This window comes from Paenibacillus sp. Root444D2, from assembly GCF_001426375.1.
In the GTDB taxonomy this organism is placed as follows: Bacteria; Bacillota; Bacilli; order Paenibacillales; family NBRC-103111; genus Paenibacillus_E.
The window spans coordinates 15,709-32,269 of sequence record NZ_LMEO01000007.1; the positions used below are offsets into that span (position 1 = coordinate 15,709).

The 16,561-nt window shown below is 41.0% G+C and carries 8 protein-coding genes; 6 read left to right on the forward strand and 2 right to left on the reverse strand.

The features are described 5' to 3' along the window. Positions 1 to 330 precede the first annotated feature (330 nt). The 5 genes from ASD40_RS06145 to ASD40_RS36040 all read left to right on the forward strand — a co-directional run bounded on the left by ASD40_RS06145 (position 331) and on the right by ASD40_RS36040 (position 11,847). Positions 331 to 1,419: a hypothetical protein gene (locus tag ASD40_RS06145; protein WP_057302459.1), complete on the forward strand. Its 1,089-nt coding sequence runs from the start codon at positions 331 to 333 to the stop codon at positions 1,417 to 1,419. Next, entirely contained in the window at positions 1,409 to 3,094 is a 1,686-nt protein-coding gene (locus ASD40_RS06150; protein WP_057302460.1) for a hypothetical protein, read from the forward strand. The genes ASD40_RS06145 and ASD40_RS06150 overlap by 11 nt, the downstream gene beginning before the upstream one ends. Continuing rightward, the gene (locus tag ASD40_RS06155) at positions 3,091 to 3,540 is read left to right on the forward strand and encodes a Mov34/MPN/PAD-1 family protein (protein ID WP_057302461.1); all 450 of its coding nucleotides are present in this window, start codon (positions 3,091 to 3,093) and stop codon (positions 3,538 to 3,540) included. The genes ASD40_RS06150 and ASD40_RS06155 overlap by 4 nt, the downstream gene beginning before the upstream one ends. Positions 3,541 to 3,554: 14 nt before the next feature. Further along, on the forward strand, positions 3,555 to 4,574 hold the full coding sequence (locus ASD40_RS36270) for a DUF3307 domain-containing protein (RefSeq protein ID WP_057302462.1): 1,020 nt from the start codon (positions 3,555 to 3,557) through the stop codon (positions 4,572 to 4,574). Between the two features lie 538 nt (positions 4,575 to 5,112). Next, on the forward strand, positions 5,113 to 11,847 hold the full coding sequence (locus ASD40_RS36040; protein ID WP_063870733.1) for a glycoside hydrolase: 6,735 nt from the start codon (positions 5,113 to 5,115) through the stop codon (positions 11,845 to 11,847). A gap of 136 nt (positions 11,848 to 11,983) precedes the next feature. Here ASD40_RS36040 and ASD40_RS06170 read toward each other — a convergent pair whose 3' ends face one another. Continuing rightward, positions 11,984 to 14,587 carry a PAS domain S-box protein gene (locus ASD40_RS06170; RefSeq protein ID WP_057302463.1) on the reverse strand — a complete coding sequence of 868 codons (2,604 nt, stop codon included), beginning with the start codon at positions 14,585 to 14,587 and terminating at the stop codon, positions 11,984 to 11,986. 153 nt (positions 14,588 to 14,740) lie between these two features. On the opposite strand from ASD40_RS06170, the gene ASD40_RS06175 reads away from it, so the two are divergent. Then, positions 14,741 to 15,211 (forward strand): hypothetical protein, encoded by a 471-nt coding sequence (locus tag ASD40_RS06175; RefSeq protein ID WP_057302464.1) that lies wholly within the window; start codon positions 14,741 to 14,743, stop codon positions 15,209 to 15,211. Positions 15,212 to 15,654: 443 nt separating this feature from the next. On the opposite strand, the gene ASD40_RS06180 is transcribed toward ASD40_RS06175, so the two are convergent. Further along, positions 15,655 to 16,431 carry a helix-turn-helix domain-containing protein gene (locus ASD40_RS06180; protein ID WP_057302465.1) on the reverse strand — a complete coding sequence of 259 codons (777 nt, stop codon included), beginning with the start codon at positions 16,429 to 16,431 and terminating at the stop codon, positions 15,655 to 15,657. Between the last annotated feature and the right edge of the window lie 130 nt (positions 16,432 to 16,561).

The window sequence follows — 16,561 nt, forward strand, 5'->3', positions numbered from 1 at the left end:
GATTAATAAACTTGATACATCGTTTCCACATGTTCACGCATATCCGTTCGTGCCACTTCTTTTATCCAGAACAGAGGAAAGTTGAAATAAATTAATTAATCGAATTCTTCTTGCAAAATTTAATTACCGTCATGAAAATTGTATTTAAGTAAATTTTCAATAAAGGCAATGTTATTTGAAAGGACTTGTATTTACAACAGATATGAGAATTTTATGGTTTTTGTGTTCCAGATTTTGTATAATATAAAATATATTGAATAGGCTTGGTGAACTATATTTTTAGGAAATGATAATATTGCAAGTTGATAAATCTTATTTTTGGAGGCTACTATGACTCAAAGAAGTTCAAAATTTCGTGATATTATTAAATCGGATTATCGTTATAGAATCGATATTAATCCTTTGAATGCTTTATTTGAGAGTAGCCAGCTTCTATATAAAAGTGCGGAATTTAGCCAAGTTCAAGATAGAGTAAATGACATCATCGATAGGGAACTGAATGAAGATTTTGTTATCGGTGGTCATATTGATTTTAACTATCTACTTGAGAAAATCAAGACGCAAGAAGGTTTTTTAGATGCAGCTAACAGAGTATTCGACGTTAAGTTAGTTTCATTGTTTATTGATTTAAGAAATTTTACGAAAAGAGCAATGTTTATTGAAGATCCAGGGTTTGAGAATATATCCGAAATTGCAGTAATTAAGCAAAAAGCAATCTCAACATGGATTAAACTAGCTAGATTTTATCAAGGACATATTCATTCAATAACAGGGGATGGGCTAATGATCCTTTTTGGGGGAACTCAAGTCGAGGACCAGGATGAATGGACTGTTGGAGCAAGAGCTTTTCTTCTTGCTTTAAGGATTTTGGAGTCTACCAATATTCTAAATGACGAGCTAAAAGAAATCCTGAAAGCAAAAGGCCTGGGGGATTACTTAAAAGACAACAACCTTCTAGAAATAAAAGTTGGGATTGAATATTCGCCAAATACATTAATGAACCCACAAGGTGTTATTGTTACAAAACCTGAAGGGAATATTCCAGTTGGTGAAATAAAGGCAACCTCTTTTGAAGTTGATTTCTCAGCTAAATTATTAGGATACTATGGTGAGGCGAAGAGAAAAATAGAAGGTTCTCCTATGTATGGGAGAATTCTTTTGCTTGGAGAGAAGTACAAAGAGTTAATGAACTTTAACGATGAAACTGATATTATTTATCTAAATAAGTATACAAAACAAATGTTTAACAAAGAGCTATCTAGTTCTATTTACTATTTAGATTGTTCTGATTATAAAGATAAAATTATTAAAATTGAAGATGTTGTTGGGCTGTGTGATGTCTATGATAGTTCGGAGGCTGCTAAATCAGTTTTTGTTGATATAGCAAGGAAGGATACAAAAATTCAACATGGAAATTGAAAATAGAAGTCTCTACCAAGCCGAGTTCCAAGCCCTCGGCTTTTCTTTTATTAGTAATGAAATTGTCAAAGGTCGAATTCCGAAAGAAGGAGACATTGAAGGTAATTATATCCAAGTTGAGATACATTTGTTAGATTTCCCAATCAAACAGCCACCTATAAAGGTACTAAGCATAAATGGTAAAAGTAATTTATATAAAGATATGCCGAGATCGTGGAGACATATTGATGAAAAAGTTCTATCTACTAATCCTAAAGAATCAGAGTTCTATATCTGTTCATTACACAATTGGAGTGCAAAAACAAAATTCGGTGTTCAGTTCATTTACGATCGAATTCTTGATTGGTTTATTAGTAATGTAAATAATGAGTGGAGCAAGGATGATGACTTACTTTCTTGGCGCATTTTACCCCAGTTCAGTAATTCCTATTTGTATCTAAGTCAAGAATTTATTCAAGGCTTTAAAGAAATCGAAGTGACAAAATTATATGAAGTTTCTTTTGTACATTCTACTTACTTATTAGCTAACGGTATCACTGCAACAAGTAAAAAGAAGGGTACGGATTATGATTATAAAGTAATTAGGTTCCCTTCATATTTTGAGGAACCCTATTATTTTTTTGAAAAAGAGAGTAGGCATCTCCTAACTACGAACATAAAAAACAATTTTATCGACGATAAAAGTTTAGACTCTAATTTTACAGTGATAAGGCTTCCAAGCCATTTTAAATTTAAGACAACATATCAATTACTACAAACTTTGGTGTTGAATACCGATATTAAAAAGATTCTTCCTAAGCATAGAAATGTTCCAGTCATCGTTATGTATTTAGGAGATAGAGGGAGAACTGAATACATTTCATTTATTACATGTTTAGAGTTCATAGCTGATACAGAGATAACTAAGATAAGCTTGTTAAATATCGAAATAATACCTGAATCTCCATTAGGAATAGACAGTAGGATTGGTTTATTGGGTGTTGGGTCATTAGGAAGTCAAGTTAGCAAGATGCTTGCGCATAAGAAAACAAAATCTTTAGTCATATCCGATTTTGATATACTATCGATTGCAAATATAGGAAATCATGAATTAGAACCTTTTTTTCTGGGGACTAATAAAGCTCTGTCTATGAAAAAATATTTAAATTATAAATTTGCTCAAAGGGTAATTCCGGTCCTAACTGATAATGAGATTCTTGATTTATGTGATATTTTAGTTGTGACAGTCGGAAGGAAACAGTCATTTGATTTACTAGCGTTCAAGGAATTATTAGTTTATAAAAAACCAATTATCTGGGCTTGGAGCTCACCAAACAATATCTTACAAGAGATTATAGTTACAACGCCAAATACTGGTTGTTTAAATTGCTATTACAAACTTATTGAAGAAGACTTAGGACTTATACAATTTCATAAACAAGCTGAGAATGAAATCGCACAGTATCCATCCGAAACTATTGACTTATGTGGGAATCCTCATACGATTTCAATGTGGGAAAAAATGTCCTTTCTTGCGGGACAAATCGTAACATTAATATCCTACTTTTCAAAACATAAAAAATTTAAATATGATTATTACAACTATTACTGGGGGATGGATGAAATAATGCCTATTCATTCTTTTGGATATCTGGACCAAAATAATAATTGCTTCTGTAAGGGAGAAAGGGTTTGAATAGAAAAATTTATTTGTCTGAAAGAACAATGACTAAGATGCACGAATTGACAAAGGCTTACCCAGATGTCGAGAATGGTGGAATTATTTTCGGCAGAATGAATACACGATGGATAAAAATATACGATGTATCTGATGCGGGACCCAGAGCTAGAAGAAGTAGATACGGAGTTGTTTTCGATAATACTTATTTATTGGAATACACGAGTAGAAAAGAAGCAGAGGATCATTTTTTTGTTGGTACTTGGCATTCTCATCCATCTGGATGCAGTACATACCCATCAAGTACTGATAAAGAAACAATGGTTTTATTAAGTAAGAATTTTGAGATATGTTACTACCCTGTTTTCTGCATTACTAAGTTTGAAGACGGATTATTTAGCTTAAATTTTTATGAGTTAAACGAAAAACAAAGAATTGCTACCAGAGAGTATATTTTGTTTTAGGAAGTGGTACAAAATTGAGCGATAATGAAATAGTATACAAGGATATCTATAAGCATAAAATGGATTTTATCCAAAAAGCTATTGACGATACACAAAATACAATTCGCTTTACTGATGCTAAGGCTGGTGCAGTTATTGGTTTCTGGGGGATTATTGCAACTATTATAATTAAAATGTCAGATTCATTAAAAGATATTGCGTCCCCTCTTACATTAACCACCCACAGCTTTATAATTCTTCCACTATTTATTCTTATGTTGTTCTTCTTAATTAAAAGCGTTGCGCTTGCATATTTAGTAATTGTACCGAAAACTAATCCGGCTAAACATATCGACATGGATAATAGTAATTCTCAAGAATTATATTTTATTTCGTCTCTAAGTAAGTCGTTGGCAGGACGGTCCTTATATCGATTAACAGAAGAAATTAAGCTTAAACATTCAACCAGTAGCTATCATGAAAAGATGAGTAAATTAAGCCATGAAGACCTAATGCAAGAATTAATAATAGAACTACAAAAGGTTTCTTTTATTCGTACTATTAAAATGGAAAGAGTAAATAATGCCATTAATGCAGTAATAAGTTTTCTTATCTTAGTTTTAATCTTATCATTTTATTTATTTGGAAGATCATTAGTTAATGGGAGTTTTAACAGTATGATCAATTGGACCATTAATATTGAGCTATTGGCTGTACTTCTTATAGGTCATCTTATAGGAGATTATTTGCTTCAGACCGACAAACAAGCGATAAGAAAAAATACACAATGGATTCCACTTATCGTTCATTGTGCTGTATATACCATTGTATTGTTAATATTAATGTATTTATTATTAGGCATTTTTAATTGGACGATGATCTTTATTATATTTTTTACTCATGTAATTATAGATAAAGGAGAAATTGTTTCTTGGTGGGCGAGAAAAGTTAAAGGGATTGAAGACGTTAGTAAAGAAACAATCAGACCTGTTTTAATGGCGATTGATCAAACATTTCATTTGATAGTAATCTTTTTTATTAGTTATCTTTTCTAACAACTGAATATAACGATTCATTGTGCAGTATGCATTATCGATAAATTCCAATAAATAAAATGCACCATTCTCGATCAGTCTCATTTATAACTGCATGATGAACGATTTATCTCATTTATAATAATCAAAAATCTCAAGTAGACATTGAAAAAAGCACCCACATAGGTGCTTTTTAGTCTCAATTATAACCGTTACTCATATATTTTATATGAAATACTAAGTAAGATCAGTTGGTCTGCTTTACAACGTAATTTCAAAAAAACCTAAAAAGAATTGCATTTAAATGATGCGAATATTTGTGAAATGTATAAGAAATCAGTGAATTATTGAAGGAAAAAGCTGTGAATTCAGATTCACAGCTTTTTTATATGGCTATAGTTCGTAAAAAGCAAAGATTTGTTATAAATTTTGATGATTCCTTTAATGTAAGCGATTTCATTAATTTCTATACTATCCTTATTGGCTAATGATCAGAAATCAACAGCCAATGAAATGGGTTTCATAACGAAGCTATAAAGGGATTTGAAGGAGGATAAAGATGTTAAAACGCACCCTGGCAATGATCACTTCCGTTCTGGTAGCGGCCAGTCCTATTGGATCGACTGTAACACATGCGGCAGATGTTAACAGGACTTTAGTGAATATCAATGCAAGTTCAACTTTTCAAACTATTGATAACTTTGGCGCCTCAGACGCGTGGTCTATGGATCCGATTGGAAAGGAATGGTCTGAAAGCAATAAAGAGAAGATTGCCGATTTATTATTTTCACAGGATAAGGGGATCGGCTTATCAAGTTGGCGGTTTAACATTGGAGCTGGTTCCAGCGATACGGATAAAAGTATCATTACGATCCCTTGGAGAAGGGCGGAAAGTTTTAAGAAAGATGAGAATAGTGCCTATGATTGGTCGAAGCAAGCGGGCCAACAATGGTTTTTGAAAGCTGCAAATGATAGAGGTGTTAAAGATCTTATTGGATTTGTGAACAGCCCGCCAGTATGGATGACCAAGAACGGACATGCACAGCCGGATGCTTCCGTCGGCTCTACCAATCTTAAATCAGGTTATGAGGGCAAGTTCGCCGGGTTTTTGGCGGATGTTATGGATCATTTTGATAAATCAGGCATTCATTTTAATTATGTTAGCCCTATAAACGAACCTACTTGGGATTGGAATGGAGCCGGTCAAGAGGCGAACCGCTATAACAACACGGATATCATTAATGTTATTAATAGTCTCTATGCGGAGCTCCAAAATAGGAATTTAATGACTAAAATCAGTGCTCCGGATGGCGTCGAAATTCTGTCCCTGCTTGATGATGCCAAATATGCGCAATTTATGGCCACCTCCCAAAATCCTAACGATAATAAACTGCAATATCAGGGAGGAAGCAATAAATTAAATGTAGGGAAGTACCGGGAATATATAAAGGACCTACTGGGTAACCCTGAAATAGCTTCCAAAATTAGTAACAAGATTGCTTCCCATTCCTATTGGTCGGATACGGTTTCAGATCAGAATGGGGACCGCTTGGGGGAATTGCGGAAGCTGCTGTGGGAGAATCTGCAAAGCACCTTGCCGGGTTCCTCCAATTGGATGAGTGAATATTGCATCCTGGGTGATGTCGGGGAAATGCAGGGGAACGGCAGGGACTTGGGCATCGATCCTGCACTTTTGATAGCGCGTACGATTCATTATGATCTGTCTGTTGCGAATGCATCTGCTTGGCAATGGTGGACGGCTGTATCCAAAGGAGATTATAAAGATGGTCTGATCTATACGGATTACGGTACGCCGGGAGACGAACAATCCATTTATACTTCCAAAATGTTATGGGCGCTCGGTAACTATAGTAAATTTGTTCGTCCCGGCGCCAAGCGGGTTGCCATGACCGGATTGGCGGAGAATGATCCCAAGGGGCTGATGGGGTCGTCTTATTTGCATGAGGGTAATAATAAGTTGACTTCCGTTTTTGTGAACTACACCAATGAGGATAAGCCGGTTACCGTTCAACTGAATCAGTTGCCGGAAGGGAAAATAGTCTATCATCTTACGCCCTATGTGACGAACGCAAATGAGAGTTTGGCTCAGCATGACATGGTAACGGCCGATGTAAACGGTGCTTTCCAATATACCATTCCTGCAAGGTCTATAGTTACGTTGGATGGCAGCTATGCGGTAGCAAATCAAGCACCAGAAAAACCGAGTATTGATTCGATTAAGTCCTTGAATAAAGCAGCAGAAATCAGGATAAACGAAGTATCAAATGCTGAAAGCTATAGGATCGTCTACGGTACATCCCCGGACAATATGAATATGACGGCAGGTCCCGTGACGGGTTCAAACTACACGCTCCATGGCCTGGAGAATAATTCGATCTATTATATGGCGGTAATAGCTGTAAACCATTACGGTGACAGTGCTCCTTCGGATACGGTATCTGTGACGCCGAAGCTGAGTCCGCCACAACAGGTTTGGGCTAATCCCACGGATGGAGGGGTGGACATTCAATTCTCCGGTGACCCCAATGTTCCGCATTATCTGGCAAAGTGGGGGACCGCCAGCGGCACATACAACGGTACTGCTGAGATTGCAGACCAAGTTGGATTATATAAAGGCACCATTACAGGCCTAACCAACGGAAGTCCTTATTACTTGGCAATCCAGGCACAGGACGGAGTGGACAACAGCTCCTTGTCTTCGGAAATAATGGTTATTCCAACTGTACAACCGCCAAGCAAGCTGATCGCCATTCCAGGCGACGGCAAAGTTCAACTTGAATTCCCCGAGGTGCAAGGCGTCACCAAGTATTCTTTGGAGATGACGACGGAGAATGAGGCGCCAACCATCTTGGAGCTCCCTACGAATTCTTCAACTGTTGATCATCTGACCAACGGCCAAAGCTATTTCTTCCGAGTATCATCTGTTGGTGTGGGTGGAATCGGTCAACCAACAGCTAACGTTCAAGCAACGCCTCAAGCCGAAACCGTTACGTGGGAAGATGATTTCCAGAATTCCACTATGAATTCCTACAATTCGGACGTCAGTGTATGGAATATGGAAAATGGTTTGCTCAAGCATCAATCCGGAGGAGATAACCAAGGCGAGCTTTCCATCAAAAATGTCAAAATGATTGACGGCACTATCTCTGCTACGGCCAAACATTCAGAGTTAGGCGCCGATTGGGGAATCGTATTCCGCGGCACGGATTATAATCATGCTTATTCTTTCGTATTTGAGAACGATGCTCTGTTCTTGCGGAAGAATGGTACGAATTTGACCAAACCGAAGGCCTTCTCGGCTAAGCTGAACCAGCTGTACCAGTTAAAAATCGTTTTGGATGGTCCGCATATTCAGGCATATTTGGATGGCGAACTGATCTTCGATGTGCTGGATTCTACTTACAGCAGCGGTATGGTGGGTCTGCATAGTTGGAGTAATGCGCAGTTTAGCTATTTAAAGGTTACCCGGGCGGATGGCTTGATGAAAGCTCCGGAGATCTACACCGTTCATAACGGCAACCATCGGATTGATCTGAAGTACGCGGAAGTCGATGGGGCAACCGCCTATACGGTACAATACGGGACAACATCCGATAACTTGCAGAATACATTGGCCGTAAGTGGAGGAAATGCTGCAGTAACCGGACTTAGCAATAATCAAGTTTATTATTTTAAGGTTGTGGCCACGAATGGCAGCATACAGACCGAATCAAGTGTAAAATCGGGTGTACCCCGCGATATCCAGGAACCGCAGCTGCTCTATTATGTGGATGCTGGTGACGGAAGTCCGGGGACTTTAGAAGATGGAGAGTCATTTGGGGCCCTGAACGGAGTGGAGGATCAAGCCTACGGGGTGGATCCGGTTACAGGGAATATGTGGGGATATGCAGCTGATGGTGATGCCACTTGGGCCCGAACAGACGCGAGCGGCAATTTCGAGACCATTCGGCAATATGACGGGAACGACTTGAATAAAGGTCTTGCCTATAAATTCAATCTTCCTAATGGGACATATCGGGTTACGGTCGGATTCTTCGATCCTTGGCATGATAGTAACCGCAAGATGGATTTGACCATTAATGGGACAACGAAGTTAACGGATTATGTGATTGGCAATAGCCAGGAAGCAAAGCAGTTTGACTCCATCCCTGTGTCGAATGGTCAGCTTGAAGTGAAGGTTATCAAGAAGGCCGGCCCTAAGCCTATGCTAAGTTGGATCAAGGTAGAGAAGGATTTGCTTTATTATGTAGATGCCGGAGATTCGAGCCCTGTTAAATTGGAAGCAGGCGAGGAGTTTGGGGTCCGAAACGGCGTGGAAGATCAAGCCTATCAGGAAGATCCTGTGACAGGATACAAGTGGGGCTATGACGCCGATGATTCTCAAACTTGGGCAAATCAAAATGAAGATCGCTGGAATAGCATTCGCCAGTACGATGGCAGTACAAACGGCAAAGGCCTTAGCTATCGGTTTGAAGTGCCTAATGGTATGTATAATCTGGATCTGGGTTTCGATGATCCTTGGGATAGTTCCGACCGGGTGATGGATCTTGAAGTAGAAGGACAAAAAGTTCTTACCAACTATTTGACCGGATCAGGTCAAGACGTGAAACGGGTAGTGGGTATTTCAGTTACAGATGGAGAGCTTGACGTAAAGATTACGAAGCAAGGCAACAGTAAGCCGCTTATCAGTTGGCTCACGGTTCAGCATGATAACGGCATTCCCGTTCAACCGGTTATCAAACGCGTAGTTGAAGGGGATTCCAAGGTTACCCTGTTTTTTGACGAGACCCTTAATGCCACTTATGACCTTGCTTATGGCACAGATCAAGGAAGTCTTACGCATCATGTTTCTGTGTCGGGAAATGTCAATCATTATACCGCCCAGAACCTGACAAATGGCACACCGTATTATTTCGCGTTAGCTACGGTTAGAGGGGACTTGTCCAGCCCCCTATCCGATGTGAAAACATCGACTCCTGTGGGCCCTGCGGACCCTAATCTTTATTATTTTGTTGATGCGGGAGCGACGGCCGTTCAAAACGGGGTTACACTCGGCGTGAAACAATCGGTTCCCGATCAGATTTTTGGAGTTGACCCTATCTCCGGAAAAAGCTGGGGATATGTTGCGGATGACGGGAAAACGTGGGCCAAGAGCGATGAAACAGATCCGTATCTGTCGATTCGCCAATACGATGGAACTGATAACGGGAAGGGAATCGCTTATAAATTTGAAGTTCCCCACGGAACCTATACCGTACAAATGGGTTTTGACGACCCTTGGGACTCGGCATCGCGATTGATGGACATCTATATTCAAAACGACCGCAAGCTTCAAAATTATGTCGTTGGCGACAAGCGGGAGATCAAGGAATTCACTGTGGACGTGGACACGGACCAGCTTGAGGTAAAACTGGTTAAGGCAGGCTCCGACAAGCCTGCTGTAGGTTGGATTTCCGTACGTTACGTGAAGCCGCTCTCGGGCTCAGTACCTATAACCGGAGTGTCACTCAATAAAACGTCAGCTTCGCTGCAAGTCAGCGGAACGACGACTCTCGAGGCGGCCGTCACACCGGGCAACGCAACTGACAAGACGGTACACTTTACCTCTTCAGCACCTAGCGTGGCTACTGTGACGAATGAGGTCTATAACGCGGCAACTGGAATAACAAGAGTAAATGTGACCGGAATTTCGGGGGGGATTGCAACCATCACGGCCAAAACGACGGATGGCGAGTTTACGGCCACTAGCCTGATCACAGTGGAACAGCCAATTGTATCCGTGACCGGAGTAACACTTGATAAAACCGCAGCAACGCTGGAAGTCGGCGGGACAGTGCTTCTCAAGTCCAGCATTACGCCAAGCAACGCAACCAACAAGGCGGTACGCTTCACCTCTTCAGCGCCTAGTGTGGCAACTGTGACGAATGCGGTCTATAACACGGAAACCGGAACAACAAGTGTAACTGTCACCGGAGGCTCGAGCGGAATCGCAACCATCGCGGCAACAGCAGTTGACGGGGGTATAACTGCTACATTCACTGTAACGGTGACAAGCAGCGGAAACGGCAATACTCCTAACCCGACTGAATCTCCTGACACGCCGAAAGTACCGGAAGCACCTGTCAGCGACATTCCAGGCAAGGTGAAAATAGGAAACCCTGTTGTCGAGACAGGAACAGCCAAAGTCACAGTGGATGCCGCAGCCTTGAACAAGGCCTTCAAAGGGTCGGCGGTTGCCCTTATTGAAGTACCGAAAACTGCGGGAGTAAATGTCTATGAGGTCAACTTGCCAACCTCGGCTTTGACAGCAGGCGACGATAAAAAAGTCGTAGTGGCAACAGAAATCGGCACCGTCGCAGTACCTTCCAACATGTTGGGGGCTTCTGCGGGAGTGAGCGTGGTAGACGTTGCCTTGTCGATCGGCAAGGCGGATACAAGCAGCTTGGATGCGGAAACCAAAGCAGCTATCGGCAGCAAGCCGGTCATTGAGCTTAACTTAAAGGTGAATGGGTCAACCGTTGCTTGGAGCAACCCGGAAGCGCCGGTACTCGTATCGATCCCTTATACGCCTTCAGCCGAAGAGCTTGCAAATCCGGAGCATATTACTGTCTGGTACGTGGACGGAAACGGTCGGATAACAGCAGTCCCTACAGGAAAATATGATTCCACTGCCGGAAAAGTAACTTTCATGACTACGCACTTCAGTAAATATGCGGTCGTTTACGTCCATAAGTCCTTCCGTGACCTAGCTGATTATAGCTGGGCAAAAAATGCAATCGAGGTCATGGCGTCTAATGGGGTCATTCAGGGCACATCGGACGACATCTTTAAACCTGGCGAAGACATTACTAGAGCCGATTTCGTTCAGCTTTTGGTTCGTACCCTTGGATTGACTGCCAAGACAGATGACCAATTTGCAGACGTCAGCTCTGATACCTACTACGCCGAAGCGATAGCCATTGCCCTTAAGCTGGGAATTGCCACGGGGGTTGGCGGGAACCAATTCAGTCCGGATTCCATGATCACCCGTCAAGACATAATGGTGCTGATTGAGCGCGCGTTGAAGGAAGCGAAAAAAGAGATTGCAGCAGGATCGGAGGACAATCTTTCAGGATTTGCGGACAGATCGGAAGTCGCATCCTATGCGAAGCAAAGCGTATCTACGCTAATCAGGAATGGAATTATCAACGGGGACGGCAGCGGAATCAATCCGCTTGGGAATGCAACGAGGGCAGAAACAACAGTGCTTATGTATAGAATATACAACGAGTAGGCATATTGGGCCATTAGCATCATTTTATGCTAATGGTCTTTTTTTTGCGTATCATAAGTCCCCCAGTATGAAAAGAGATCAACCAGAATGATCTAGTTGATCTCATCATACGACGGAGTCAAGCTAATACGACGCTTTAATGCGTAGTAGGAAGACTTATCTCTATCGTTGTCCCTTTATTTTCTTCACTGAACACGGCGATTTCCCCATTGTGATTTTCTATAATCCTTTTACTGACCATGAAGCCTAGTCCGGTTCCCTTTTCTTTTGTTGTGTAGAAGGGCTCTCCTAACTTAGAAAGAATGTATGCAGGAATCCCACACCCTTGATCAATAAAGCGAAGCAAGATATGATTTGGATCTTCATTTTTACTTTTTAATTGAATAACGATAATTCCGCCTTTTGGCATAGCTTCGATAGCGTTCTTAATAAAGTTAATACACACTTGTTTCAGTTGATTTTCATCACACAGAATAAGGGGAATCTCCGGATCAAACTCCGTGATGATTTGAACATTGTTGATAATGGCTTGGGTATCTAATAGGGTGGTCACTTGTGCTAGGAGCTTCCGAATATCTTTACGTTCCGTTTGAAAGATTTGAGGCTTTGCCAGAATCAATAGTTCACTTAGAATCATTTCAATTCGTTCGATTTCGGAGACCATGATGTCCAGATACATTTTTTTCTCGACGATGCCAGATTTCATGAGTTGAACGAATCCTTTAATTGCAGTGATCGGATTGCGAATTTCATGAGCAATTCCTGCCGCTAATTGACCTGCAATGGATAATTTTTCTGACCTAATCAACAGCTCTTCCGCTTGCTTTTTGTCAGTGATATCCCTTAGGATCATAGCCCAACCAATAATATGTCCATTCTCACCCCGCATAGCGAAGCTCGAAATCATAACCGTAAGAATAACGCCATCTTTTCTTTTTCTAATGGTTTCATGTCCTTCGAAGGCTTCAATCGATTTAATTCTATTCAAATTTTGAATGGCCTCTGGTTTGAGTTCAATGGGTATGTTGGGTAAATCAAGTAGATGGAGTCCAACAATTTCTGACTCTGTCCATCCGTACGTTTTTTCAAAGGCATGATTGATTCTTGCTACTTTTTCTTCTAAATTAAGGATAAGAATTGGATCTACATTTCGATCAATAAAGGATTCAAGCTGGTCTTTCGCTGCATTCAGTTCTTGCTCCGCACGTTTTCTTTCACTAATATCTCTTCCCACAGCTAATACTTTAACAATTTCCCTGTCTTCATTACGTATGATTTTTGCCGTTGTTTCAAACCAGACATAGTGTCCTTGTTTATGACGAACTCGGCTAGTAAAAGTATCTACATCTGACTTTTGCAGAATATTTTCATCGATAAAGGAAGCAATATCATCCGGGTGCCAGAAGTCGATTGCGACTTTGCCCACATATTCATCAGGCTCATATCCAAGTAAAGTCTTAATGGCAGGGGAAGCATAACGAACTACGCCATCAGGCGTTGCAAACGTTATAATATCCTGCGCATTCTCTGAAATGAGTTGGTATAAATTCTGACTTTCTTCTAATCTTTTCCACAATTCTTTTCGGTATGTGATATCACTAGCAAGTCCGTAGACACCAATGACTTGCCGATTGACAAAGATCGGAACATTAGTCACATCGAAGGTCGTGTGTCTCCCTGTCTTATTTATACCTGATGCCTCGTATCGTTGCGCAAAACCTTTTGTCGCTTGAATGAAATGATGCTCTACCTGTTCATAATCTGTAGGATCTACGACCGAACGAAAGTTTATCGGATTCTCTATCATTTCCTGTTTCGTATAACCCATCAGCTCTTCAAAAGATTGATTAATAGACGTGTAGTTACCCTCCAAATCCATCGAATAAATTAAATCCGGATGATAATCGAAAAGGGATTTATAACGCTGTTCGTTGTCCTGTAAGTTGCGCTCTTTCTTGATTCGTTCGGTAATATCTCTGGAAACAACAATAATTTCTTTCGTCTCACCAGTTTCAGAATCGATAAGGGAGCTGCTGGTCGACTCGGTCCATATATAATTCCCATCCTTTTTTCGTATCCGAACGATCCTGTTGGATTTCTTGTCTGTTTGAAGGATAGCTATATGATCCTGAATGGCCACTTGGATATCTTCAGGATGAAGAAATTCATAACCTGCTTTCCCGATCATTTCTTCAGGCGTATACCCAAGAACTTCATAACAAGAAGGAGAGGCGTAGAGATAGGTTCCGTCAGGGTTGTGCATGGTAATGAAATCAAAAGCGTGTTCCACAACGGATCGATAGCGCTGCTCTCTTTCTATTAAAAGGCGCTTTTTCTCCTGTATTTCGTTATAAGCGATCTTTTGATCGGTGATATTGATAACCTGAGAAATGAAAAATAGGGGTTCTCCAGCTTTATTTTTTACTAAAGAGACCGTTATTTGAACCCATACAATCTCGCACTCATGCTTAATCAGACGTTTTTCCATTTGGTATGATTCTCTCATACCGGCTATTAATTGGTCCCTAAGCGCAAGATCAAGGTCTAAATCATGGGGATGTGTCATTTCTTGTACGGTCTTAAGGAGCAATTCTTCCTCAGACAAGCCTAAGATCGAGCAGACAGTTGAATTTGCTTTGAGTACGTTTCCATTAATCGCCACTAAAACCATACCAATTGGAGCATATTGAAAGGCTTGAAAAAACAAGGTTTGATTCTCTAGCTGGTGCTCAATTAGCATTTCGTAACCCTCCCGTGATAACTCGATGTAAGAATTGTTCTATGGAAGAGATCTTTTCTCCTTCTCGCATTTCAAAACAAATATCGAGTTGCTCTTTTTTCGGATTCGAAAATACATTTAGACGCGAAATCAGATTAAACGGGGGAGCGACTCATGCCCAGAATAGGAACCTTCTATCAGAACCATTTGAAGCGGAAAATGTTTAATAAAATATTGTTTCTCTATTCCATTGCGCTGATTATCCTGTTTGTCACCGTGGCCTTCTTAGCCTATCGGTACTATGAACAGCGCGTTATTTCGGAGAAAATGGATGAAAACTTGCAAATGATCGATATTGTCAGCGTTTACATGAATCAGCAGGTAGAGAGAATGCAGTCCAATATTCAAGAGCTGTACACAGATGCGGCCGTCAGCGAAGATTTGAATTATTTTCTGATGCTTGACTATTCTGCCTACTTGGAACATCGATTAAATCGCTATTATATGAATGAAAATTACCAAGGCAAAGGGATAGACACATATCTCAAATTGATCGTAAATGAAGAGGCGGGAATCGAGTACCTCATTCTATATAGGCTCAGAAGCAGTATGATGAATGGAAGAAAACGAATAAATAAGGCTTGATAGAAGCAACAAAATGCAGAGGGAAACGGATGTACAGCATCATACCGTTTCCCTTATTTTTTACGCACGAAATCATATCGCCTAGAAGTGAGAATTTACATAGTCTTGATTAAATGAATGGGAGGTTATTTGATGAAAAAGCATGGCTAATGTTCTTATTTTTGATTTGTCTTGTCTTGCCTTTATCGATTTCGGCTAAACAACCCCAATCCTCGTATTGGTTTCCGGAACAATTGTTCCAGTGGAGTCCGGAAAGCGATTAGGATGCGGAGTTTAACCGGAGCATGTGAAGCTTATCATTGTGAAGGCGACGCAAGGCGGCGATACGGCGGTATTTACGAATTCGAGGTAAATGGGCTGGAATAGGCACGTAGGGACAGGTTCAAGTCCTTCACCGGGAACGGTGGAGGACCTGTTTTATTTTTATGTCGGATCTATCATGATTACATTTTCCCGAGCTTCAAAGAGTGGGAAGGTGGATGCCCGACGACTTTCTTGTACATGTAGTTGAAATAGGTCTGGTCGCAGTAGCCGAGCGAATCCGATATTTCCCCGATCGTCATATTCGTCGTCAGAAGCAGCTCCCTTGCTGAGGTGACGCGTATCTCATGCATATATTCTACCGGCGTTCGTCCGGTTACTTCCTTGAACACATTCGAAACATAATTCGGACTTCGGTCGACATGCTGGGCGAGATCTTGTATCCGTAGAGGTTCCCGATAATGCTGAACGATATATTGCTGAATCCGCAGCGCGAGACTTCGACGCGAGGAGGAGAACGCCTCGTTCGTAAATTCACGCTGTACAAGTCCAAGTATCTCCGTCAATATGCCTTCGGAAATCATCTCATAAAAAGGCATCTTGCCGATCCACGATTCGTTGAGAACGGAGAAGCGCTGCTTGATGTAGTCAAAACCGATCGGACGGTATTGCAAGTAGGGCTCGCTGCTGAATCCAGTAAGCTTATCGAGAGGTAAATCACTAAAGTGAGCAGAGTACATATGGTGGGGCTCACTCTCATCGGCTTCTGCGGCCCGCCAAGTGCCTTGGGTTAGGAACAGTCCTTCCCCCTTCGAAATGAATAATGTCCGGTCACCAATTGCGTAGCGTACTTTTCCTTTTACGACGAGCAGTATAATATGATGCCGAGTCGGGCCAAGGTCCACATGCCAATTCGATCCGGCCGGTTGTTGGTCGAATATAATATGTTCGATCTTCATCAGAAACGTCTCCCCTCGGTCCTTCAAAAATCGTAGAATCCTTAAAAAAACTGTATGATTACCAATCGTAACCTCTATCAAAAAAAATTACAATAAGGACAGACGAAGGAAAGGGGTTTGATGTATGAAC